25 protein-coding genes are annotated in these 22,499 nt (G+C 40.9%); 13 read left to right on the forward strand and 12 right to left on the reverse strand.

Annotation, left to right across the window (positions count from 1 at the left end; all coding sequences use genetic code 11):
* Positions 1-38: 38 nt before the first annotated feature.
* The 4 genes from L3V77_RS03295 (at position 39) to L3V77_RS03310 (ending at position 4,511) form a co-directional block, all read left to right on the forward strand.
* On the forward strand, positions 39-1,307 hold the full coding sequence (locus tag L3V77_RS03295) for a NupC/NupG family nucleoside CNT transporter (RefSeq protein ID WP_275135715.1): 1,269 nt from the start codon (positions 39-41) through the stop codon (positions 1,305-1,307).
* Between the two features lie 61 nt (positions 1,308-1,368).
* Positions 1,369-2,520 (forward strand): adenosine deaminase, encoded by a 1,152-nt coding sequence (gene add / locus L3V77_RS03300; RefSeq protein WP_275135716.1) that lies wholly within the window; start codon positions 1,369-1,371, stop codon positions 2,518-2,520.
* A gap of 15 nt (positions 2,521-2,535) precedes the next feature.
* Positions 2,536-2,709 carry a XapX domain-containing protein gene (locus tag L3V77_RS03305; RefSeq protein ID WP_195702383.1) on the forward strand — a complete coding sequence of 58 codons (174 nt, stop codon included), beginning with the start codon at positions 2,536-2,538 and terminating at the stop codon, positions 2,707-2,709.
* A gap of 347 nt (positions 2,710-3,056) precedes the next feature.
* Positions 3,057-4,511, forward strand: a complete 1,455-nt coding sequence (locus L3V77_RS03310) for a hypothetical protein (RefSeq protein WP_275135717.1) — start codon at positions 3,057-3,059, stop codon at positions 4,509-4,511.
* A 37-nt stretch (positions 4,512-4,548) separates the two neighbouring features.
* Here the strand turns inward: L3V77_RS03310 and L3V77_RS03315 are convergent, their stop codons facing one another.
* The 5 genes from L3V77_RS03315 to L3V77_RS03335 form a co-directional block, all read right to left on the reverse strand.
* The gene (locus L3V77_RS03315) at positions 4,549-5,547 is read right to left on the reverse strand and encodes a hypothetical protein (protein ID WP_275135718.1); all 999 of its coding nucleotides are present in this window, start codon (positions 5,545-5,547) and stop codon (positions 4,549-4,551) included.
* A gap of 275 nt (positions 5,548-5,822) precedes the next feature.
* The gene (locus L3V77_RS03320) at positions 5,823-6,362 is read right to left on the reverse strand and encodes a DUF4326 domain-containing protein (RefSeq protein WP_275135719.1); all 540 of its coding nucleotides are present in this window, start codon (positions 6,360-6,362) and stop codon (positions 5,823-5,825) included.
* A 161-nt stretch (positions 6,363-6,523) separates the two neighbouring features.
* Positions 6,524-7,156: a type B chloramphenicol O-acetyltransferase gene (catB, locus tag L3V77_RS03325; protein WP_275135720.1), complete on the reverse strand. Its 633-nt coding sequence runs from the start codon at positions 7,154-7,156 to the stop codon at positions 6,524-6,526.
* A 76-nt stretch (positions 7,157-7,232) separates the two neighbouring features.
* Entirely contained in the window at positions 7,233-7,655 is a 423-nt protein-coding gene (locus L3V77_RS03330; protein WP_275135721.1) for a GNAT family N-acetyltransferase, read from the reverse strand.
* A gap of 389 nt (positions 7,656-8,044) precedes the next feature.
* Positions 8,045-8,293: a DUF3297 family protein gene (locus L3V77_RS03335; protein ID WP_195702389.1), complete on the reverse strand. Its 249-nt coding sequence runs from the start codon at positions 8,291-8,293 to the stop codon at positions 8,045-8,047.
* A gap of 632 nt (positions 8,294-8,925) precedes the next feature.
* Here L3V77_RS03335 and L3V77_RS03340 point away from each other — a divergent pair.
* The 3 genes from L3V77_RS03340 to L3V77_RS03350 all read left to right on the forward strand — a co-directional run bounded on the left by L3V77_RS03340 (position 8,926) and on the right by L3V77_RS03350 (position 11,935).
* On the forward strand, positions 8,926-9,870 hold the full coding sequence (locus L3V77_RS03340; protein WP_275135722.1) for a sensor domain-containing diguanylate cyclase: 945 nt from the start codon (positions 8,926-8,928) through the stop codon (positions 9,868-9,870).
* An 83-nt stretch (positions 9,871-9,953) separates the two neighbouring features.
* Entirely contained in the window at positions 9,954-11,150 is a 1,197-nt protein-coding gene (locus tag L3V77_RS03345; RefSeq protein ID WP_275135723.1) for a pepsin-like aspartic protease, read from the forward strand.
* Positions 11,147-11,935 (forward strand): avidin/streptavidin family protein, encoded by a 789-nt coding sequence (locus L3V77_RS03350; RefSeq protein WP_275135724.1) that lies wholly within the window; start codon positions 11,147-11,149, stop codon positions 11,933-11,935. The genes L3V77_RS03345 and L3V77_RS03350 overlap by 4 nt, the downstream gene beginning before the upstream one ends.
* Before the next feature lie 15 nt (positions 11,936-11,950).
* On the opposite strand, the gene L3V77_RS03355 is transcribed toward L3V77_RS03350, so the two are convergent.
* From L3V77_RS03355 to L3V77_RS03365, 3 genes are all read right to left on the reverse strand, one after another.
* Positions 11,951-12,454 carry a YgjV family protein gene (locus tag L3V77_RS03355; RefSeq protein WP_275135725.1) on the reverse strand — a complete coding sequence of 168 codons (504 nt, stop codon included), beginning with the start codon at positions 12,452-12,454 and terminating at the stop codon, positions 11,951-11,953.
* 145 nt (positions 12,455-12,599) lie between these two features.
* Positions 12,600-13,025, reverse strand: coding sequence for a GFA family protein (locus L3V77_RS03360; RefSeq protein ID WP_275135726.1), 426 nt, complete (start codon positions 13,023-13,025; stop codon positions 12,600-12,602).
* A 63-nt stretch (positions 13,026-13,088) separates the two neighbouring features.
* Positions 13,089-13,457, reverse strand: coding sequence for a VOC family protein (locus L3V77_RS03365; RefSeq protein ID WP_275135727.1), 369 nt, complete (start codon positions 13,455-13,457; stop codon positions 13,089-13,091).
* A 219-nt stretch (positions 13,458-13,676) separates the two neighbouring features.
* On the opposite strand from L3V77_RS03365, the gene L3V77_RS03370 reads away from it, so the two are divergent.
* Positions 13,677-14,087 (forward strand): LysR substrate-binding domain-containing protein, encoded by a 411-nt coding sequence (locus L3V77_RS03370; protein WP_275135728.1) that lies wholly within the window; start codon positions 13,677-13,679, stop codon positions 14,085-14,087.
* Between the two features lie 46 nt (positions 14,088-14,133).
* Positions 14,134-14,874, forward strand: coding sequence for an SDR family oxidoreductase (locus L3V77_RS03375; protein ID WP_275135729.1), 741 nt, complete (start codon positions 14,134-14,136; stop codon positions 14,872-14,874).
* 105 nt (positions 14,875-14,979) lie between these two features.
* On the opposite strand, the gene L3V77_RS03380 is transcribed toward L3V77_RS03375, so the two are convergent.
* Both L3V77_RS03380 and L3V77_RS03385 read right to left on the reverse strand, forming a co-directional pair.
* Positions 14,980-15,471 (reverse strand): helix-turn-helix transcriptional regulator, encoded by a 492-nt coding sequence (locus L3V77_RS03380; protein WP_275135730.1) that lies wholly within the window; start codon positions 15,469-15,471, stop codon positions 14,980-14,982.
* Positions 15,456-16,820 (reverse strand): HipA domain-containing protein, encoded by a 1,365-nt coding sequence (locus tag L3V77_RS03385; protein WP_275135731.1) that lies wholly within the window; start codon positions 16,818-16,820, stop codon positions 15,456-15,458. Before L3V77_RS03385 ends, L3V77_RS03380 begins: the two co-directional genes overlap by 16 nt.
* 357 nt (positions 16,821-17,177) lie before the next feature.
* Here L3V77_RS03385 and L3V77_RS03390 point away from each other — a divergent pair, with 357 nt between their 5' ends.
* Complete coding sequence (locus L3V77_RS03390) at positions 17,178-17,651, forward strand: DUF1203 domain-containing protein (protein ID WP_275135732.1); 474 nt, start codon at positions 17,178-17,180, stop codon at positions 17,649-17,651.
* 384 nt (positions 17,652-18,035) lie between these two features.
* Here L3V77_RS03390 and L3V77_RS03395 read toward each other — a convergent pair whose 3' ends face one another.
* Together L3V77_RS03395 and nrtS are read right to left on the reverse strand one after the other, a co-directional pair.
* Positions 18,036-18,935 (reverse strand): methyl-accepting chemotaxis protein, encoded by a 900-nt coding sequence (locus L3V77_RS03395; protein ID WP_275135733.1) that lies wholly within the window; start codon positions 18,933-18,935, stop codon positions 18,036-18,038.
* Positions 18,932-19,225, reverse strand: coding sequence for a nitrate/nitrite transporter NrtS (gene nrtS / locus L3V77_RS03400; protein WP_275135734.1), 294 nt, complete (start codon positions 19,223-19,225; stop codon positions 18,932-18,934). The genes L3V77_RS03395 and nrtS overlap by 4 nt, the downstream gene beginning before the upstream one ends.
* Before the next feature lie 114 nt (positions 19,226-19,339).
* Here nrtS and L3V77_RS03405 point away from each other — a divergent pair, with 114 nt between their 5' ends.
* The 3 genes from L3V77_RS03405 (at position 19,340) to L3V77_RS03415 (ending at position 22,418) form a co-directional block, all read left to right on the forward strand.
* Positions 19,340-20,218, forward strand: a complete 879-nt coding sequence (locus tag L3V77_RS03405; RefSeq protein ID WP_275135735.1) for an AraC family transcriptional regulator — start codon at positions 19,340-19,342, stop codon at positions 20,216-20,218.
* A gap of 219 nt (positions 20,219-20,437) precedes the next feature.
* Positions 20,438-21,769, forward strand: a complete 1,332-nt coding sequence (locus tag L3V77_RS03410) for a hypothetical protein (protein WP_275135736.1) — start codon at positions 20,438-20,440, stop codon at positions 21,767-21,769.
* 481 nt (positions 21,770-22,250) lie between these two features.
* Positions 22,251-22,418, forward strand: a complete 168-nt coding sequence (locus L3V77_RS03415) for a hypothetical protein (protein ID WP_275135737.1) — start codon at positions 22,251-22,253, stop codon at positions 22,416-22,418.
* Positions 22,419-22,499: the final 81 nt, after the last annotated feature.

Here is a 22,499-nt window from a genome sequence, read left to right on the forward strand (position 1 = left end):
AGTCATCTCCAGTATGAACCTAATTAATGGAAAAAATTATGGAACTAGTTATTAGTATTGTAGGAATTGTCGCCTTGTTTGGTGTCGCTTATTTGCTGTCTGAAAATAAGAAGGCTATCAACTTTAGAACGGTTGGATTCGCATTTGGTATCCAATTAGCCCTTGGTGGTCTTATTTTGTACTCATCAATTGGGCAAGACATCATCTTGTCTATGGCCAACGGCGTCTCAGCGGTGATTGGTTACAGTAATGATGGGATAAGCTTTCTATTTGGTGGGCTTGTTAGCGACAAAATGTACGAACTGTTTGGTAGTGGCGGTTTTGTTATTGCCTTTAAGGTTTTGCCAATTATTGTGTTCTTTTCTTCTTTATCTGCCGTACTGTACCACCTTGGCATTATGCAGTTTATCGTCAAATGGATAGGTGGAGCACTGCAAAAACTTCTTAAAACCAGCAAAGCTGAGTCAATGTCTGCCACCGCAAACATTTTCTTAGGAGTGACAGAGGCACCTCTTCTTATTAAACCATATTTGCCTACTATGACACGCTCAGAGTTGTTCGCGGTAATGTGCGGTGGTTTAGCCTCTATCGCAGGCACCATGTTAGCTAGCTATGCACAACTTGGTGTGAGAATGGAATATCTGTTAGCCGCTTCTTTTATGGCGGCGCCGGGTGGATTATTATTTGCAAAAATACTGATACCTGAAACAGACAAAGTCAATGATGTAAACCCCGAGAAAGCAGAAGAAAATCAGACGTTAAACATCATTGATGCTGCGGCGACAGGGGCTTCTAACGGCGTGAAGTTGGCGATTGAAGTTGGTGGTATGTTGTTAGCATTTGTTGGCTTAGTTGCGTTGTTAAATGGATTGTTAGGCGGAGCGGGCAGTTGGGTTGGGTTTGATAACCTTAGCTTGCAATTGATCTTGGGTTATCTGTTTTCTCCTATCGCGTGGTTGATGGGGGTACCTTGGAATGAAGCGACGTTAGCGGGGTCATTCATTGGTCAAAAAATAGTGATTAATGAATTCTTTGCCTACATTAACTTAGCACCTTATCTGAGTGGTGACGCCATCGTCGGGGCAACGGGTATGCCGATGACGGAACGCACCCAAGTGATCATCTCCTTTGCATTATGTGGTTTTGCTAACATAGGAACGGTAGCAATAGCCATTGGTGGTATTGGTGGAATGATCGCCGAGCGTCGTTCAGAAATTGCCTCTTTAGGTTTTAAGGCGCTTGCTGCGGGTATTTTGTCGAACCTAATGGGTGCGACGATAGCCGGAATATTTTTTGGCCTAGGTTAACCAAATAAATAGCTAGAATGAAATTGTCTGCTTAACGTTAAATGAAATTAGAGGTCAAATTATGGATACGAAACTTCCAAAAGTCGTGCTTCATGAACATATTGAAGGCACTGTGACACCAGAAATGGCGCTTTTTTTAGCGGAGAAATACAGTGTCACTTTGCCTGCGGACTTTATTTACCAAGAGGGTAAATATAGCCGTAGTGAATTTCCAAATGGTCGTTACAATTATAATGAATCTGATTTTGGTGCCTTTGTTACCACCTATGATACTGTCGCGGATTTAGTGCGGGCGCCAGAAGATTACTATTTGATTGTTAAGGATTACCTGTCTCGTAATGCTGAAAAAGGCTTGGTTTACTGCGAGATTATTACATCAGCATTCCATCTGTGTTATACCGAAAAAGCGGATGGTTCAGGTGAGCTCGATAGCAATAAATATCATCAAATCATGGATGCCGTAGAACGTGCGATTGCCGAGGTAAAAACGTCATATGGTACTGAAACTCGCCTACAAGCGTGTGGCGTTCGCCATTTGAGCCTAGAGCACCTTAATTTGAGTACGGATTTTATCCAACAGCAACCAAGATCGGTTATCACTGGTTTTAATATTGCGGGCAATGAATTAGCGGGAACGTTTTCCGATTTTACCTATGTACATGAGTTGGTCGATCAAATCCCATTAGATAAATCCTATCATGCTGGCGAAATATGCGGGCCAGACAGTATCCGTCAAGCACTAAAATATGGTGCAAAACGTATCGGTCATGGCATCGCGGCGATCAAAGATGAGGCACTAATTGAAACGCTTATTCGTGACAATATTACCTTGGAGATTGCCCCTACGAGTAATCGAATTTTGGTCTCTGAACTGAATCAGTCACTTGAGCATCATCCGCTGCGTAAGTTGTATGAAAAAGGCGTACGTCTTTCTATTAATACCGATGATGCCGGGTTATTTGGAACCGACATTGGTAAGGAATATCATATTGCAGAAACACAATTTGGTTTCACAAAAGTCGAGTTGTTAGATGTCACCCTATGTGCACTTGAGGCGGCGTTTGTAGAGGATGATGTAAGGGATACGCTGATTGAGCAGACTTATCGAAAAATGAAGGAACAAGATTGGCTGGATCTTACGGCGCTGTGTACAGCGTTACCACAAGGTGCATTACAGAAACGTTTGGCTAATCGTCTTCAGTTCCGCCCCTAAGGATAGGAGTTTATTGTGTTAAATGAAGTTTTGTTGGCCGTAACATCAGGCTTGATCGTTGGTATTTTTTTTACAGCAGTAAAGTTACCCATTCCCGCTCCGCCGGTGTTGTCTGGCGTCATGGGGATTGTGGGCGTATATGTAGGCTCTATCATTTATACCAAATATATAAGTGTGCTTTTTTCCTGAGCAAGGGCTAGCTAGGTTAGGCATTATGACGATTTAATCGTAGATTGAATCAAATGCTATAGAAAAGGAATACTGACCTAGGTGAGTATTCCTTTTTGAGTATATGATGTCTGCGGCTCAGACCTTGTTGATGATAGGCAACTTGTTCATAATGTTTTCACACCAATCTGGACAATTAACTGATCAGCACTAGGGTTGTCATGGCGCCGACATCAATGGGCAGGAAGTCGCATTGCTAATGCGTACAAGAGTTCTTGAGCAGCCGGTGGAATGACATTCATGTTGATCACAAACTTACTTAGCTTGGTATAATGTAATAATTAGGAATGCAGAGGGGAATATAATCAGTGGAAGATGATCTCAAAATGGTGTTTCCCGAACCATACAAAGGAATTCAGGTTAATTATTGTGTTTCAACGGGGTGCGAGAATTTTGGTCTAAGCGACCCCAGTTTGTATCAAACGGTGTATAACACCAAAGCCTTGAATATTTATCACTGTCCTAAATGTGGGGCTTATCCTCAGGTTATTAATAATCGTTCCGTATACCAAACGATTGAACACCAAAAACGATACCATGCGTTATCTCTTACGTCCTGCCCAAACCATGAGTGCGCCTCTAAACCGTTTGCGGTACATGCCTTTCCAGAACGCTATCGCGCATTTGGCAAAACTAATTCATTGAAGCAGCGCTATCAATGTCGACGTTGTAATACCGTTTTTACCGACCAACTTTCGTGCATGAATCCACATAGCGAGGCGCAAAACGCGATATTTTACGGCATGATGTACTCGTTCGGTGTACGTAATATTTGCCAAAAATTAGAGATCACCGCCAAAGCATTTTATAAGTTGCAGCATGGCATGGTCGATAGGCTTAAATATATTGCCCATGTTAAAGAAGAATCGTTTTATAAAAAAGTTGAAAAATGCAATGTATCAACAAGCTATGAGTTTTTGGGCGAACAACAAGCGGCCATGATCATTGCAACGACGCATACAGAAAGTGGTTATGTTTTGGCATTTGATACGAATTTTACTACGGACATGGAACCGGAGTGCTTGCTTGCCGTTGAACCTAGTCTATCGACTCGCTCACCTGTTGAAGCCCCTGATAAGGGGGATTTGATAATGAGCATTACGGCGCAATATGAAGCCATCATGTCGAGAAAGAACTACTTAGATCCAACCAGCAATGACCGACCAGTAATGCACTCCTATAAAGGCCATTTAGCCTTGCCGTATTTAGCCTGTTTTGCACACGCATTGGTACTAAGAAAAAAGCTGCAACACAAATCCCATCGTTACTACTTTGTTGAACAAGATACGATGTTGAGAAATGCCTTTATGAATGCATCTTTGCAAGATTTATTGCGTTCAGAAGACCACCTATTTTATTTTCGAGAAAGCGCTCCTAAAATGACGTGGTTCAATGAGAACAAACTTAATATTCGTCATATAGGCTGGTGGCAAGATAAATGGGGTTTTTTATCCGAAGGGGATAAAACCAAAGGGGCTTGCCATATTAAGGGGCAAGGCTTGTCCGTAGAACAATGGGAAAAGTTATTACAAGAGACGAGTTTAGATAGGGTTCAGCACTATCTTGATGCCGCTAAGACTTTCTTCCAAGGTTTAGGGCCAACACTTAACGAACAATCGATTAACGATTGGCTGCATGTCTTTACGGGTTACTATAATTTTTGCTGGCCGCACCGCGATGGTAAAACGCCTGCGCAGTTGCTTGGCTTCTTTGATCGACCTATGACCTTAGGTGAGTTATTAAACGGGTACAAATTAAATTAGGGCCCAGACTGTATCTAGACCCTTTTAAACAAGGTGTTTACTTAAACTCACCTAACATGTAACGGTAGAAGGAAGGGTTAACCCATACTTTTGTCGCAACAACATCGTAGTTTTCAGCCATTGCACGCACTTGTTTTTCTTGGTCTTTTGCTTTCTCTGGCAGAGACATTAGGTCGGCTTGATAATGATCTATTATCACGCGGTTTTCAGTTAATACTTTGTAGTCGGCCATTTCGGTATATGAACGATAGAACGGCTGCCACCATGATTCAAAAAGTAGACCTTTCTCATCAGCACTGTCTTTTTTTGCATACTGATTGATCAAATCCATAAAGCTTTCTTTACGTTCTTGTGTTTGAAATTCAAAGTCCAAATTATACTCTTTAACCACAGAAACCATTTTGCCACTTTCAAGCGTTGTTACGGGGTAAGTTGGCTCGCCCCACTCTGGAAGATATAAAAATGCAGACGATTTTGGTGTGAGCTGGACTTTTGGATCAAAACCTTCACTCTTCATTAAATACAGTAATTGGATTGCGTGCTGGATATTATTGTGACCGTATCGGATCATCATACTTTGATTAAAGTTTGATTCGTCTAGCGTGTCGACAACGTTATAGCCGGTAGTAAGGCCATTATCGATGAAGCTGTTCAGCAAGCTGAGTGTTTTTTTGTCATCAATAACCGTGGAATTATTCCAAGTTTTGCTTACGCGCTCGACGATATTTTTGTCGGAAACATTACCAATATAGCGTTCAGATTGGTCGATTTGATCCTCAACAAAATGATTAAGTTTGTCAGAAAGTGTTTTTGTTTGACCCAAATCGCTTGGCTTGATTACGTTCATGTCAATGAGTAAAGCATCCGCCTGTGTGGCATCACTTATGCCCGTTACTTTCACTATTTTTTCTTGGCTATACGTTAGTGCGAGTTCACTGAGATTCAGTGCTTCTACCGCTTTTCCTGTTGTCATATCACTTGCATGTGATGCCAAAGGAAACAGAGCCAAGATGATTGCTGTTCTGATTAACTTCATTGTTGTTCCTCATTCTCATATCGGGTTTATTATTAAGGCTGAATTGACAGCTTTAAGATTGCACCCATTTTGAGTACTAACCCTGATTGATAATGTGATGGATGACGGCAAATTAATTAAAAAGAAGCGTGTGGTAGGTGCGGTTGCTTATCTTCTATAAACGGTCATTATTTACGGTGCCAAAAACAATAAAACAACTCAAATAGATAACAAAATAAATGTGACTTAGTCGGTGTTCAGGGTGGTTTTTTGTATGGTTTTGGACCATTCACTCCTTATTGACCATCATCATATGTATTTAGATAATCAGCGATGATATCACCGTGACAGTCGTCTGGTTTACAGAAACAACCCAGTCGCTTGCCTGCAAGCATCAACATACTCACTTTGGTGATGTTTAGAAAATTGTCGTAATCGAAGTCATATTTATATTTTCTTAAAACCTCGTTACGATCATCGCCATCAACACCAATAGGGTATGGGTTCCCCCATGGTGACCCTCGGCCAATATATTCAAACTGCTCGGTGCTTTGCCTTCCGTTATAGACAGGATCTCTGGTGACATTAACAACCCGAGTAATTTTAATTCTCTGAACACTTGTTTTGACAAAGCCTTGTCGTAAGGCCTTTACCTCATCAACAAACTCTTCCCCATCGCTAAATACAATGGCGTGCGTAATGTTGTGCAACGCTTTGGTTAGTGGTTGTTCAATTCGTTCGTATGCGAGGTTATGTTGCTTTGTATACTGGACCCCAAACTCATTCTTGTCATCGATGAAAATCAGCCGTGGAGACGCCAAATTTACAATGAGCATCGACAACTTTCTACTGAATTTAGAGTAGCTTTTGAATAACGTTGGATAGAGAACCAGAATACAATTCATATCAGTACAAGTGTTTTACAGAGACATTTAATTTGGTATGTTCATTCAAGTATTCCATAATCAATCATCGATGGCAAAGCTTAAGCCGATAGTTAGATACGGCTAAAATTGTGCCAATAATCGGTAAGACCATCGATATCTGATGAGCACATTAAACTCATGGCACCTTTGAGTTGCTCGTCACTCCACAACCACCATTTCATTTTCAATAACTGAGATATTTCACTATCTGAGAAACGAAAACGAATATGCTTGGCAGGATTTGAGCCGACAATCGAATAGGGTGCAACGTCCTTGGTCACAACAGAACGACTCGCGACAATAGCACCATCACCAACGGTTACACCGCTCATTATCATCGCTTCGCTTCCAATCCATACATCATTACCAATAACGGTATCACCTGAAGGTTGAAAGCCATCTTTTGCGTCAACAAAATGGTCATTATCCTGATAGAAAAATGGGAAAGTACTTACCCACTTATTTTGGTGACCTTGATTGCCTGCCATCATAAACACCGCGCCAGAACCAATTGAACAATAATGGCCAATAATTAGCTTATCCACATCCGTTCTATCAGGCAGTAAATAGCGAGCACAATCATCAAAACTGTGGTTGTGGTAATAACCAGAGTAGTAACTGTGCTTACCTACAATGATATTCGGGTTGGTGACTTGTTCCTTCAACGATTTACCAACGAAAGGGCTCTCAAAATAGTTATTCAATATACATCTCCTTAGGTGTGTCTAATACTCCATTAACTTGTACTGTGATTCAATTCAATTCAATTCAACTAGGTTGCTATCTGTCTTCTGCCGAACCTAGGTGCATGCCCATTTTATAATACGCCACGTCACTTTTATAGAAACGTTCACCTTGCGAATGCATACCGAAACGCCCGTAAAAACGTAATGCTGACTCTCTTGCATCACACCAAATATAGTTGATGTGGTTCATTCTCAAATAAGCGATCACCTCTTTCAATACCGCCGTTCCTATGCCTAGCCCTTGGAACTGAATCTCTGTCGCATACTTGCGTAAACGAGCCTTATCCCCATCGATATAGACAGAGGCAACACAAACGAGCTCGTCATTCTCAAAAGCCCCAAAATGAAGGCCATCTTCATCTCCTTCCACATAACAAAACTTGGGCGGCTTATCTGGCCATAAAACTCGATGACGGACAGGAATGGTTTGTGTCCAGTCGATTTGACGAATATCCATTACGCCTATTTCCTCTGCTACTTATAACGCGATCTATACGGCCGACTATATGCCGTATTTCTCGTTCAGATAGTGCCAATTTTCACGCTTCATTACAATCAAGGTACGAGTAGTCTCCATCGCTTTGGTTAACGGAGCAAAATGATTTGATGGTTTGATTAGCATTATGATGGTTGAGCGCGGAAGAGGCTCTTTTTCAAACGATTTTGGTATTTTATACCGTGCAGCATGAACAGATTAGCTGACGTAGTGGATGGCTATTCTATGCGTGAATTAGTTGGGAGAGGTGTGAATGTGTAATTCAACGTTGTGGTAAGCGCCAAATCGTAACCCATAGAGCCTACATTTTTCTAGACTCTATGGTTACTCGTCAGAGGTATAAATACGACCTAACTGTAAAAAGCTTCGACAACGCCTTTTAGCTTAATCAGAATGGGTTGTCCACGACGGTCTACTGCTTTAGGTGATGGAATTTTTACCCAACCTTCACTGATACAATATTCCTCAACATCAAAGCGCTCTTTGCCGTTAAGTCGAATACCAATTTTGTGCTCGAAACATTCGGCCACATGATGTGGGCTGCGAGGATTACCCGAAAGGTGGTCTGGTAAAGCGGGTTGCGATGTAGTGTCGTTCATGTTCGAGATCTGTAATAAATAAAAAGTGGCGCCATTGTAGACAATGTAGACCTAACGCTCAAGAGCTGTAATAGGGGATCGAGGCACAATTTTAATCCAGGGATTATTAATACAAGATTCACGAATATTGAATAGCTAAGTATACAAGAACAAGTTACCAAAGAGAGTCAGCGTGTAAATAAGTGGTGTTCATACAGTGTCTGTCCTTTTAGATTGGAATATGTCGAGTTCTAATAAATGAGCACATCGTAATGGTTTTCTTGTTTTTAGCGAAGTCGTTTAATTTGGTCTATTATATTGCCTGTCGTATTCGATTTTGTTTTGGTACAGGTTATAGGTTCATTGTTGGTTTTCTTAAATCGCCTTTTCATCCGTTCAAGATAGTTTGGTTACCCTTGAAGGAATACAGATAATAGAGAAACTGGCTTGCCACGAGAAATTAAGCACGGTGTAGGTACAAGGCAATTTGTATTTCAAGCCATTAAGCTTGAAATATGTGCTTAGTGAACTATATGCTACTTAAGTGATATGATTGATTATATTTGATACATTAATGCGTTCAAGTAATAGCATTTCTGTTGTTGAGTATTTTTGATTTTTATTGATTGCTACGGATAGAAAAGGCTTGTTAGATGGAATTGAAAGATCGATATTTTACCGTGTTAGATGCTTTGCCAGATCACGTATTTATATTCTCTGAATCAGGTATTTATATCGATGTTTATGGTGGAGATGACAATGCCACCGGTTTTGATTGCAAGCCATTTATTGGACGGTCACTTTATGATATTGCGCCTCCTGACATGGCCAATGAGTTTCATTCCCACATAGTAGCGGCTCTGGAGTCGAACGAAACACAGCTTGCCCATTATAAGTTTGATAGGCAGGACATGATTGACCTGCCAGAACATGTTCCATCTCCGCAAGAGATTTGGTTTGAAGGTATTATTAAGCCTCTTCCATTAATCGAAAACGGTGAGCGTACCGTTGTGTGGATAGCCAAAAATATCACGAAACGTCATCTACTAGAGCAACGATTAAAGGTGTTATCTGAGATCGATGATTTAACCGGTATTGCCAATCGTCGGTCATTTACTAACGCATTATCAACCTCTTTAAATGAGTACCAATCATGTAGCCGAAGCTTTTCCCTTCTCATGTTGGATATCGATCGCTTTAAACGTATTAATGACACACTAGGGCATTCTTATGGCGATGATGCTATTCAGTATGCTGTAAAAGTGCTTAAAGCTGAGTTAAACGAATCGGACTGTTTTGGACGAATTGGTGGTGAGGAATTTGCCATTATTCTTCATGATATTGACCTAGAAGATGCCACTATCATTGCTGAAAAGCTAAGAGAGAGGTTGGAAAAAAGCCGATTTATGGCAGATGAGTACGAAATAAACCTTACGATCAGTATCGGTGTCACGCAGGTCATTAAAACCGATAACGATGTGAAAAATATATTGGCGAGAGCAGATAAAGCCATGTATCACTCTAAGAATACCGGGAGAAATAGGGTCAGTATTTATTCCCTTGAGATTGATAAAAATAATCTTTTATCAACCGGCTGAACCTTAAACACGTTATTGTTATGCAAAAATAAAGAGACGATAGCCAAATGAAAGCTTAAGCGACGAATTGGAAGGGAGTGTTAGTGAATTCATTAAAAAGTACAGGTTTGGAGCTTCCTCTCCAGCGAGGACCGTTTCAAAATAATGGGGCAACACCTTGGTATTGTGAACTTGGTATTGGTTCTCCTAGTCAAAAACTCAAAATATGCTTTGATACAGGGAGTAACTTCAATTGGGTAACGTCTAGTTTATGTGCAGAAGATAGCTGTAAGCATTACGCCAATTCTCGATTTAACCTATCCGTTTCTTCAACATTTGAATGGATCAGTACAAAAGAGCAATCAGTGAGTTTTGGCCCGTGGGGAACAATGCAGGTTGAAACAGGAAGAGATAAATTGTCTCTTCCTCACGTTGTTCACGCTTACGATCTCTTCACCGATCTATTCCTTGCTAAAGCGTATTCAGGGTCACAGTTTGAGGAGTTGGATTGGGATGGTGGAATAGGATTACCTAGCAGCCAGAGTCGTTCGATGAATCAGGTGAATAATGCACCTCCTTTCCGATTTCATTATTCTGCGAATGACAATGGGCCTCAACCGACATTTGATTTCTTCCTACAGCTTGTACAAATGGAGCTAGTCAATGAGAAAACGCCTTATATCTCATTCTTGACCGAATCTGCTGATGCAAAGGATCCCGTTGGGGTCATAGGGTTTGGTCGGTTAGACCAATCGTATGCGTCTTCTCGCGAGTACATATTTATGCCGTGGTCATGTTATCAAGAAGAGGCCAGCTACTTGTGGAGCGCATCAGGGGCATCCGTAAGCGTAGCGGGTAGACCGGTTGGGACGGATATGTTTTTCTCTCTCGATAGTGGTTCATCACAGTTTAAAGGTGATGAGTTGGTGCTGTCTCAATTATTCGATTTAACAAAAGACAGCAACCCTGTTGTATCTATTACATTATCTGATAGTACTGGTCAGGAGTACGGCAGCTTTGAAATTACCAGTGACCTCTACAAATGCGAAATTGAAGCCGGTGAGAAAAAGGGTGAAATAGTTTCTCAATTCCAAGGCCTTTCGGGGGCAGACAATATGTTATTGGTAGGCTCGGTACTGATGGACCACCTATACACCGTTTACGAGTATGAAATGGTGTCTGATAATGATATTCAACCCAAAGGGGTTTGGGTATTTAACAAACATGGTGGCCCTGAAATTATCAAGACAAAACAGACCTTTCCGGCGTTGCTGTTTAATAACCTAAACGAGGCATTATGATGAACAAAGATTTGGCAGGTACGTGGGTTAATTCGTTTGGCTCACAGATGTCCCTTGTTATTGAAGGCACAGCGGTACGGGGAACATATTCCTCACATACAGGATCAACCGGTTCGTATTTATTAGTGGGGAGTTGTTCGGTTCATCCCCCCTCTAAAGAGCTTGGGCAAAGTATTGCAATGGCGATCTACTGGAAGAATATCCAAGATGGAATTAAAGATGAAAGCTGGCATTGGGCTGGTTCTATGTGTGGACAGCTCCAACTAGATGGCAAGATGACATTGACGAATTCAATTGTGGTCTCTGTGCCCTTCGAGAGCTATCAAAAAGGCAACTACATAGATGAATTAGTTTTTACCAAAGCTGAAAGTGCAAGGCAATCTGAGCTCTCTACTCTCAATAATGGCTTAATGGATCATGAGTCAGATACAAAGGCCTATCCAGTCGCGGGAAAGTGGCTAAGCTTAGATGATGAAATCGCGCTAAATGTTTATCAAGTAGATGCGAAAACTGGGTTAACTAAAGCCATACTGACAACCGCTAATACAGATGTTCCGTTGTTGGGTTTTATCGATACCGATGCAGAATTAGACATGGCTCAGAGCATTAGCCTGACCGGGTATTGTTTGGTGCCTAATGAAACGTGCTCTATCTCAGGAATGCTTAATTACGGTAGCGAACATCTGATTTTATATTCATGGATGGCCGGACCAACATCCCCTCAAGACAGTTTCATGCAAACCAGATTGGCAAGTATGACATTAAAAAGAGTAATAACTGAATAGCGGACCGAGCTGAATTTAAACGGCGCTACTTTTTCTATAGTAGTGCCGATAATAACCAATTAAGTTACTGGAAATAAAGAGAACTTCCATAATAACGGCGGTTGGAGAGCCGACTAAGTAATTGTGAAAAAGCCAAAAAGTCGTGCCCACCACCATAAGCTCTCTTAACCGACGGTCGTCCTTGTTAAAAGCCGCCACGGTTTGAAAAATCGATCCTAAACAACTCAATACACTGACTAGCCCGGCATAAGTAATAAAGGTAGCTAATACCGAGGCAGAGCAAAATAAGTACTTAAGCTTTGACGAGGTAGAAAATACACTCATTAAATAACGGGTAGTGGCGATGACCATTAGACTTGCCGCTGTCCATTGCTCTAGCAAAATGAAATGGCTTGAAATGAGGATACCAGCGCAAAATAGGCACGCGACAATCTTCTTCCTTTCTTTAAACTGAAAAGACATCAAGTCAAAGCCAATGGCTATTGCGACTAAGACCTGAGATAAAAAAAATGCCGACACTGGAACCTCCAAAGAATATCGCGCTTAATTAACTTGCGCAGCACAACGCAATACGATGCTTCTGTATTGCGTCATAACTATAAATATTGAATAGCATTAACAATGCAATGCGTTGTGGGTGAGATGGTTTGGTTCGTTAAATTGGCTAGACCGATGAAGCAAAATAAGCTTCGATCTCTGCCTTTGTCAATTCTTTGGTTTCGTTTGAGAAGCAATAGTAATCTGGACGTTGATCACTAAAGTATTGCATGCTCATCGCCAAACCGTTTAGCTCTGGAAACAAACCTACTGGCATGTTGTAGCTGCCGGTTTTGTTGAAGCGATAGTAAAGATGTGTACCACATTGGCCACAAAACCCACGGGTTGCCCAAGGCGACGATTTGTATTCTTTCACCATTTCAGCGTTTTGAAATTTAACATCGGTACCACACTGAACGGCAAAAAACGGACCTCCACCCCAAGTTCGGCACGTATCACAATGGCAAACTGTAAATTTTGGGTTGACCTCTTGAGCCTCAATTTTGACGCTTCCACAAAGACAACTCGCGAGCTTATTATCTGACTCTACCATTCCTTTTATCCTCTATTTCTACGTGTTGGTAATCTACATCAGTAGATTGTGATGACAAAGTAGTTAATTATACACGCTAATTTCTATCAAATTATTATCTGGATCCAAAAAATAGATCGACGTAATCTGACCTATGGCTCCCGATTTATCGACGGGACCTTCTATAATCGCTATGTTTTCGTTCTTCAAGTGCGCGACAACATCGTTTAGATCCCAATGAGTGATAAGACACAAGTCACCAGAGCCAACGTGAGCATTATTTCTTGGTTCTTGCCCTAACGTTTGAAGGTTGATTTTCTGGTTTCCAAACCTGAGTGCCTTGCGTCCGTTCGCAAATGTAATTTCATCCATAAGCAAAACCCGGCGATAAAATTTCACCGAAAATTCAATATCAGAAACAGTCAGAACTATGTGATCTATATGACGTATCATTTTGTCCCCTTGTATTAACACCTTGATAGTCAAAGAGCAATGCCCCCTTCCTCATGAAAGACAACATATCATAATCGCTGACGTTAAGCTTATCGCCTAAATCTCAGGGTATTAAAGTGGGCACTTTTACGAGGAGAATTTACGTGTGAACAACTCGCGCTTTCGCTAGTTCATCGCTCACCGGACGCGCTTCGTATTGGGAAGCAACTAGGCGATATAATGTTTAATGTGTCTGCAAGCAGAGCTTACCTTGAGCAATTCAACAGTCGCTCGCAACCTCACGTTTACGATTGGGTTTTCTGGGTTGATGAATCTAGAAAAAAAGCAAACAAACAAGTTCATCGAGTCAATGAACATAACATCAACTTTTCTATTGCTTTTCAGTCATCTAGCCCTTCTCAAGTGCTATCCACCATCAAATCGAGAATAGGTGTTGTTTTTTTAGCCGACAATATTGCAAATGAAGATAAAAGCTTAATAAAAGTAGATTTTTCTAATCTAGACAACCTCAGTTTTAACGCGCCGTTTTGGTTGTTGTATCATAGAGATCGAAAAGGTGATAAAAAAATACAAGCGTTCAGAATACAGGTGGGTGAAGTACTTGCAAATGCTCTGAACTCGCGAGCTTAAAGGCCGTGTCAACGGAATAAAATCAACCATCAACGAAGGATTTACAATGAAGATAGTACTGATTACGGGTGGTAGCAAAGGGATTGGCTTAGAGGTCGCCAAAACCTTCGTGGCTAAAGGGTATAAGGTTATAACGTGTGCCCGTTCAATAGACACATGGCATAGCGTTACTATTTCAAATCCCATTCTTTCTGATGTTGATTTTCAGGTTGTTGACCTGTCGGATAAAAAGCAAATTGATGACCTTTTTACTCATATTTCGTCGATGTATGGGCGATTAGATATTGCCGTTAATAATGCCTCACCGAAGATAAAGTCTGGAGGGGTATTTTCAGAGATAGCGGTAGATGACTTATACCATACGTTAATGAATGATTTCTGGTCACATACCTTATGCCTTAAGCATGAGTTACAGCTTATGTCGAAAGGTGCTTCCATTGTTAATGTCAGCTCAGTAAACGGTATTCGCCCAACGTCTAACGCGGCAATGTATAGCGCATCAAAGCATGCTTTAGAAGGGCTAACTCAATCCGTTGCGCTTGAGGCAATTAAAGACGGCGTTAGGGTTAACTCGGTTGCCCCAGGTGTTACTTGGACACCTCGTTGGGAAGAACGACAGGCATCGCAAAATTCCAATATCCGTAGTGAAATAGAGCCACACATACCAATGGGACGATTTGCGGAAACGGCAGAAGTAGCGAATGCTATCGAGTGGTTGAGCTCAGATAAAGCAAGCTATGTTGTGGGCCATACGCTTGTTGTCGATGGTGGATTATCGTTGGCGTAGGTGAAGGTGGCCTTTCCTATGCATTGGAGGAGCCAGTTTAATGTATCAAATTAAAATTAATCAATTAATTTTTTATAACTATTTGTTCTAAATTGATTATCTATTTTAATCTTCAACCAAAGTTTCATTACCATGTATTAGTGAGTTTAACATACTAGGTGAAGAAGGAATGAGGCCGGCTTTCAAACCGAAAGGTTTAAAAACTTTGTTCAAAATATCTGTTTTGTAGTTACCGCGATCATTTTCTATGTCTGATAATGTTTTGCGTGAGACGTTCACTAGCTTGGCGTAAACATCTTGCTTGAGTCCCAGCACATTGATTCGCAGTTCTTTTAAGGCTTGACCTTCAGTGAGTTCGCTAAACAATAAGCGTTTAATTATGTGGTTTGCTGCTTTTTTACGATCTGTTGTACTGACAGAAGTTGTGTTCTTTGACACTCTTTGTGTCATTTGAACGCTTTGATCTGTATTTTTAATAGCTTCAGTCGTCGTGCTGCGAGTAGTTGATGCTTTCTCTCGGCTGGCTCTAAGGCGAGCTACTGTGCTTTGAATCGATTCCTTAGAGACTGGTTTGTTAGTGCTCATAACAGCCCCCATTTAGTGAGCTTGTCTGAGATATGGTTTAGCCCAGTTGCTGGCATTTCCAGAATTTGTTCTGGTACTCCTTTGTCTACCAGTCTTTTTTTAAGATCAAGACACTGTTTAGCGGTACTCCTAAGCTCTGCAAGTAAGATCTCACTAGCGACGAGATCTGATAACAAATCAGCTATTCCGATGAAATCATAGGTTCCGCCAACTTCTAAAGGTGTCCGCCATTTTGTGGTTCTAGGTATACCTTCTGGATCGGCTTTCATTGGAGCAAAGTCGTAGATGGGGGCGAGCTTGATAAAGCCATCTCCTTTCAAAAATGATGTATTTCGACCATGATTATCACTATTACCAAATAGGATATTGAGTAGATCTCGTTTTACCCACTCGATGACAAAATCCTGAATATCAAAATCATATCCCTGACTACTAACCATGTGACTCTGCGTGATCTTTTCTATCAATGCTCTAATCGTCGCTTCATGATCGAGAGTAACGCCAGCCCCTTTACCTAAGATGGAATAAACAGACTCCATACCAAACCTTTCGATATGTTGTTGATCGTTAAATTTGATATCAAACCTAGGTAGCCATAATGACGGGTAGTTTATCCCTTCTTCTAGACGCATATTTTCGATAGGAATTGTATCAAATCCCATTTCTGTTAGCTCGTGGTAGTAATAGAACTCTGCTCGCAGAATATTACAGTCAATTGTGGTTCTTGAACCTCTGGGGTATTTCACTAAGTAGTGTAAGTCTTGGTTGGTATCATCATCTTGGTATGGGTCTATCCATATCTTGTTATCACTCGCGTCCTCTTCGATAGAGCAGCGTAGAAGCAGTTTTGGAGCTTCACCGCCAGCGCCAGTTGCACCACCTGCGGTGGCACCTCGTTGCTGGGCATAGTCTAAAAAATCACCCGCTCGGTTTAATACATCGCCTACAGAGAAATAGAGAGTATCTGAAACCTCGTGACGTTCGGGTAGCGAATCTTTTACCCGTAGGTTACCCACGGGTGACATGGTGCCAAATTTAAGCAAAATATAATCTTGCTCATCATAGGTAAGATCCTCAATATCCAGATGTTTAACCCAATATCGTCTACCTGCTCCACTAGGCATAATATCGTCTAGAAACTTTAACCATCCTGGTTTACCCATATCATCAAAGAAGAAAGATACGGGATGATTGATGGAAACGGCGTGAAGATCGTCTTTATTATGATGATCTAAAGCATAGTCATCGAGATAATGCAGCTCTGTAACGCTGAGATTTTTTTTGTCACTTTTAGGGAAAGAGATGATAGCAACATCTAGCCATTCTTCTTTGGTAAATGCTTGTATGGTCAGTTCTTCCATTAGTAGTACCGTTTAAATTCCTATGTGTAGTAATTTACTCGTAAGTTGTGATAAATACAAATTATGAGTATTTAATTACTCTTTATTAGAATATTATTGATTTAATGAGAGTTTTATTACTCATTAAGCGTGAGTTTATTATCCATTCTCTGAACGCTCTTCACTCGTTTACAGTTGTGAAAAGGAGATTGGTCTGCATTGTTATGCACTTAAATTTAAAGGCGTAACCTTATAATCAATAACTCCTCCATCGATATATATTTTGAATATAACGCAATTTTCGGATGTTTTAGAGTCTTTCCCATAGCTAATATACGCAATAACCAAACAAAAAAGCAGCTAATTAGGTACATTCCAATGAATACTAACTTTATTATAAAACCAATTAAAAAGAGCATGTTCGATGATTATTTAAACCAAAGTGATCTGCCGCTTACAAAAGTCAATGCAACATGGCTGGTTGTAGACTCAAAGACCGGTTACCCCTGTCGAGTATCTTTGAAAGAAGCGGAAATTGGAGAGAGAGTGTTACTTATTCCATATAAATACCATGACGTAAAATCACCATATCAAGCATCTGGGCCTATTTTTATTCGACAAAATGCCACAACGGCAGAGTTAAGTATCAATGAAATCCCGGAAATATTGACTGAAAGGTTGCTCTCAGTAAGAGCATATAGTGAAGGCCATCTTATGATTCACGCTGAAACTGTATTAGGCGTTGATTTGGAGGGTGTTATTCGTAATCAGTTCAAAGACGATAAAGCCACATACCTCCAAGTTCACAATGCAAATCCTGGTTGTTTCAATTGTACTGTTTATCGGTCTTAGGCGTGTAAAGCCCTCTCTACAAGGGCTTTTTTATAAATCTCAACAAGAATCTCTGGACAGGAAAAACACTGAGGGAAGGCAAAGCTAACCTAAATAGCCCGTTAGCACCTATCCTAGAACGGTTTAAACTGACGAAGGTTTCCCCTACATGAATACAACAACCAGAAACAAACTACACGTTCTGGCTCTCGTCTGCATTCATAATGGTTTTACAATAGTAAAAGCTCGATTAAAACCGTAGAGACACGAACATTTCTTTCAAAACTAACTAAATTCACGACATTTTTTGATTTGGGAAATTTGTTTATTTTTCTTTTCTTATGGTGTGTGTCTTCATAGTTTTATCTTTTGCAGTGTTATCCATCATTTTAAGTACTATTTAACCTACCTCAATACGGCCAATTTTTTTGTAATCAACGTAGCAAGTTCGTAGTTTGAACCAGAAAGTGAAGTAGCTATTCGCGTATCTTCAACCAGCTGTTCTATATTACTTTGTATGGTATGTGAATCTTCTAACTGTCGACGAACGCTTTGAATCACCTCTTCAACAGACGACTGGCTTTCGCGTGATTTCGCCACTAAACCTTCCATATCCTCTACAGTTTTGTCAGCAATCTCTGCACTGAAATTAATCACATCAGAAACTTCTTTTTGTTTACCCATGATCTGTGCAGAGGTATCCATAATACTTTTCATTTCATGGCTAATACTGTCAGCAGAATGCGTCGCTGTTGTAGCGAGGGTTCTCACTTCATCGGCTACTACAGCAAAACCGCGTCCGTGTTCACCTGCTCTGGCCGCTTCAATAGCAGCATTAAGTGCTAACAGGTTTGTTTGGGATGCAATACCCTTGATAGAACCCACCAGTTGGTCAATGTTTTGGTTGTTCTCTTCCAGTGAATTAAGCAGCTTAGTGAACTCACATATCTGAAGTTTTGAATCCTGAATTTGATTAAGCAGCTCGTGCATCTTATCGATGGAAAGCTTAGCGGTATCTGCGGTAATGCTTGCAGATTCAAAAGAGGCATTTGAGAGAGTTTCAATACCACTCGACTGACTAATGAAGTGTTCAATAAGCTCAGAACTCTCGGTAATGGAATCCATTCGATTTGAGGCGGCTTTATTTACATTACGCGCATTGTCAACTATCTGCTCTGCGTGCGGTAGGGGGTTGCTTTTGAGTAACTGCTTATATTTTATTTCAATTGCTTCAAGCTGATGGATGCGTTCTTTTTCTACCAACACCTTATCCGGTTGAGGGGCTTTCTTAAATAAACGAATCATAATATCTCTTTATCTGATGACAGTGCTGCTGATGGCTGCTTCATTGCATGGAGCGTCGCGGTCACACTGGCCTGAGTGGATACAAGAAAAGGAACAAAGTAGGTTATAATTATTTTTCCCAAGCGGGCGGACTCTAGCTCGCCAGCGAAAATGGCATCGCCGTGGTTGATAAACATCAGTATGGTTCCGACAATCAAAGCAACTTTAGTCGAGCGTTTCAGAATAGACGGCTGTTTGGCTGTGTTCAGGACATCTTTAATCGTGATTCTTTCACTCATGTTTGTACTCATAGTCGGGCTCTTTACTGTTTTGAGAAGTGGTACTGAGTTACCCATATACAGTAACGGCTAATGCCAGTACGATGAATAGTCAATAGTGCATAAAAACAGCCCCAGAGTACAAAAATGGAAGCGTTTTCGAGTTTAATACAACAGCTTAAGCTGGATGTTGAGGTATACCATAATGCTCAAGTGTGCGGGAACTGGCTTATTAATAAGCAGGAATCCCGTAAAACCAGCTTTCATATGGTAACGAAAGGCCAGTGTCGGCTAGAGGTACCAAATCACCTTACAACGGAGCTTGCTCCCGGTGATTTGGTTATCTTTCCCCGCTTATTGCCGCATTCGTTACGCCCCATTAACCCCGAAGACGGCGAGCAACAGCATCTGCCATACAATGAAAAACCAAGCAGCCCCGCAACGGGCTTGTTATGTGCCAATGTTGAGTTTCAGCATTTTGGTAGTCATTTTGTGTTAGATGCTTTGCCCAAAGTATTTATAGTAAAGGCGAGCCATAACACCCTGTGGAGCGATTCGTTAATGGCTATGATTATGCAAGAAGGTATGGAGTGGAGCATGGGTTCGGAGGCAGTAATGAGCCGCCTATCTGAGCTGTTGTTTATTTATGCTTTGCGTCAGTACTTAGAGGGAAATCCAGAAAAGGTTGGTATTTTGGCACTTTATACTCACCCGCGGCTCGCTAAAGCGTTGGCTGCTATTCACGAAAAACCAGATACAGACTGGTCACTGGAAGGGCTGGCAAAGCAGGTGGCTATGTCACGAACTAAGCTGGCACAAAACTTCAAGCAGATCAGTGGTTGGACGGTAATGGAATATATAACGTGGTGGCGGATGCAACTGGCATGGAGCCAGCTAGACAGAGGCGACAGTGTTGCTCTGGTGGCTGAAGTGGTTGGTTATCGATCTGAAGCTGCTTTTAGCCGAGCTTTTAAGAAGCGTTTTGGTATTACACCGGGTAAGGTTCGGAGTAAGCTCTCTGTGTAAACTCTTCACTCACAGTCATATTCAAAACCCTAGCAGAAACGCTAAGGTTTTTCGTTTCAGTAACTGCGCCGACGTTATCTTTACCCACTTATTTAAGAAGGTCGGGTATGCGTGTCTACGAGATCACGATAATAACGCAACGTATTATTGATAAGAAACAGGGTAAGAGAGATGATCAATATATAAACTGTATAAAACCTTTGTTGCAGCGTATTGATTATGATGAAAATAGTTTACAAACTTCTCTTTGTGTTGGTATGTGTCGCGTTACAAATTGCCCAGGCGAATGCTGGGTATTGTACCGATAGTAATTGGGACAAAGCCGAAAAACTCTATAACAAAGCCGAAGATCGCTACAATGTTCAAGTCGACGAGTTTAATGAACAGGTTGATATTTACAATTCATTCGACTTTATATATTCCCAAATTCCAGAAAGCACTACTAATGAGAAGTTATATCGACAACTACAAACACAAAAGTATATTGCAGAGTCGAATAGTAATGCTTTGGAGGTAATTCGGATAAAGCTAATAGAAATTAGAAGAACCACGGTGAAATCACAAAATATGTGGGATAAATTAGCTGAGTATTGTTACGACGAAGACCGATATGATGATTATAAATCGGGCCGAGATAATATGAGAATTGCTATTGGTGTGAAAGAGGACATTGACGACTTCAATGAGAAAATTCAAAGGTTCAAAAAGAAGTATAACAGAGAGGTCACTTCTATTCAGAGTGTTGTTTTTGTTGAACAACAAGTTGGAAGTGAACTTACTTGCAATGAAGCATGGAAAAAAACTAATCACATTGAAAAGACTAATGACTCCTTTAGTTATTTCCAAAACTTTCTTGAGTCAGAGCATCATTCTAATAGTCGTCACTCGTTAAATCTTCGTCCAATATCGGCGGCAAAATCTGAATATTTCGATGTAAACAATGCCGAGAAGGCGGAGTACGTCAGTAAGCTAGGCGATGCCCTTAACCTTTTAATTGCTGGCTTTACTAAAATTATAGATGGTGAGTCTAATCACTTGAATCTAGGGCCCAATACTTCAGCGATAATAATAGAAGAACTTTATCAACAAAATCGTGATGATTTTCCTCTTGAGCTTACTCATGATCTTTTAGGTGGTGGAGTAGAACTGAACCCGACGCAAGTCAGCGCTGCCAGAGAGTTTTCGATACAAGCTCGAAATGAGTTGATGGAATTTAATAAAGCATTTCTTGTTATTCTCGATAGAGACGCCGACAAAAATAAACGTGTGTATTTTCGATATGATGAGTCGTGTACTCCAGGTGTTAAAGCGCAAAATAAATCCACGGTTATAGATGGCCTGTCTTTATCATTTACCTATGTTTGTGCAGAAGATGCTGAATCTCAAATGACCTACATATATGCTATTCCAGATACCCAAGAAGCTATGGGCAAGTTAGTCACTACTTTTAAAAAGAAAGTTTGGGTGGAAGCGCAATTATTAGGGATTCAATCCGATTATTTTGTCAAGTTTTGGGCGAATGGATTTACTCGTACCTGGAATGGACTATAGTGCTTTTCTTATGGTGTGTGCCCTCATTGTTTCATTGAGGACAATTTGCCTAAGCAACGAGAGTAGACTCATGCCCATAACGTTTAACGTTGAGAACTCATCATCATTATCTAATCTAGCTACCCCACTTGGCCCCAAAACACCAAGCCCCTCGCAGCACTCAACCAAATGTTTGACAACTTAGGTAGTGAACCTTAACCTTGCGTGGCACTGGCAAAATCCAGTGTCAGGATTCGTACCCTGTTTTATAACCACGGACACATTATTGATCTATAAGTAGAAAAGTAATGTGCAGCTTTGGCATACCTAAGATATTCCGACTAACAGTATAAAACTGTTAATTGGAAAAATTATGGTGGGCTGAGCGAGGCAGCTTAGGCTGGCCGTGTCCTGTGGTGCGGTAGTACGAACCTTGTTCAGTTCACCACCCAATGATTTGTACCTTTGTGTGGTGATGTTCTAACTATCACAGGAGGTAGCAATGCCTAGTTCCAATCAAATCCCAAATCAAGATTTTTACACTCAAGTTGAAGAGTTCATTCTCCGCAGCGCAGAAGAAGATATTTCTAACTCTCAAGCCAATAAAAACGATATAGCATTGTTTCTGCTTTCTATGTTGGCGCAGCATAAACGAGATCATGTGACTTAGTTTAGGTAATGAACTAGGTTAAATTGATATTAACCGTTTTATCTATAGGACGATTTAGATTGTTACAGGTAATAAAAAGGC

Source organism: Vibrio sp. DW001 (genome assembly GCF_029016285.1).
GTDB lineage: Bacteria > Pseudomonadota > Gammaproteobacteria > Enterobacterales > Vibrionaceae > Vibrio.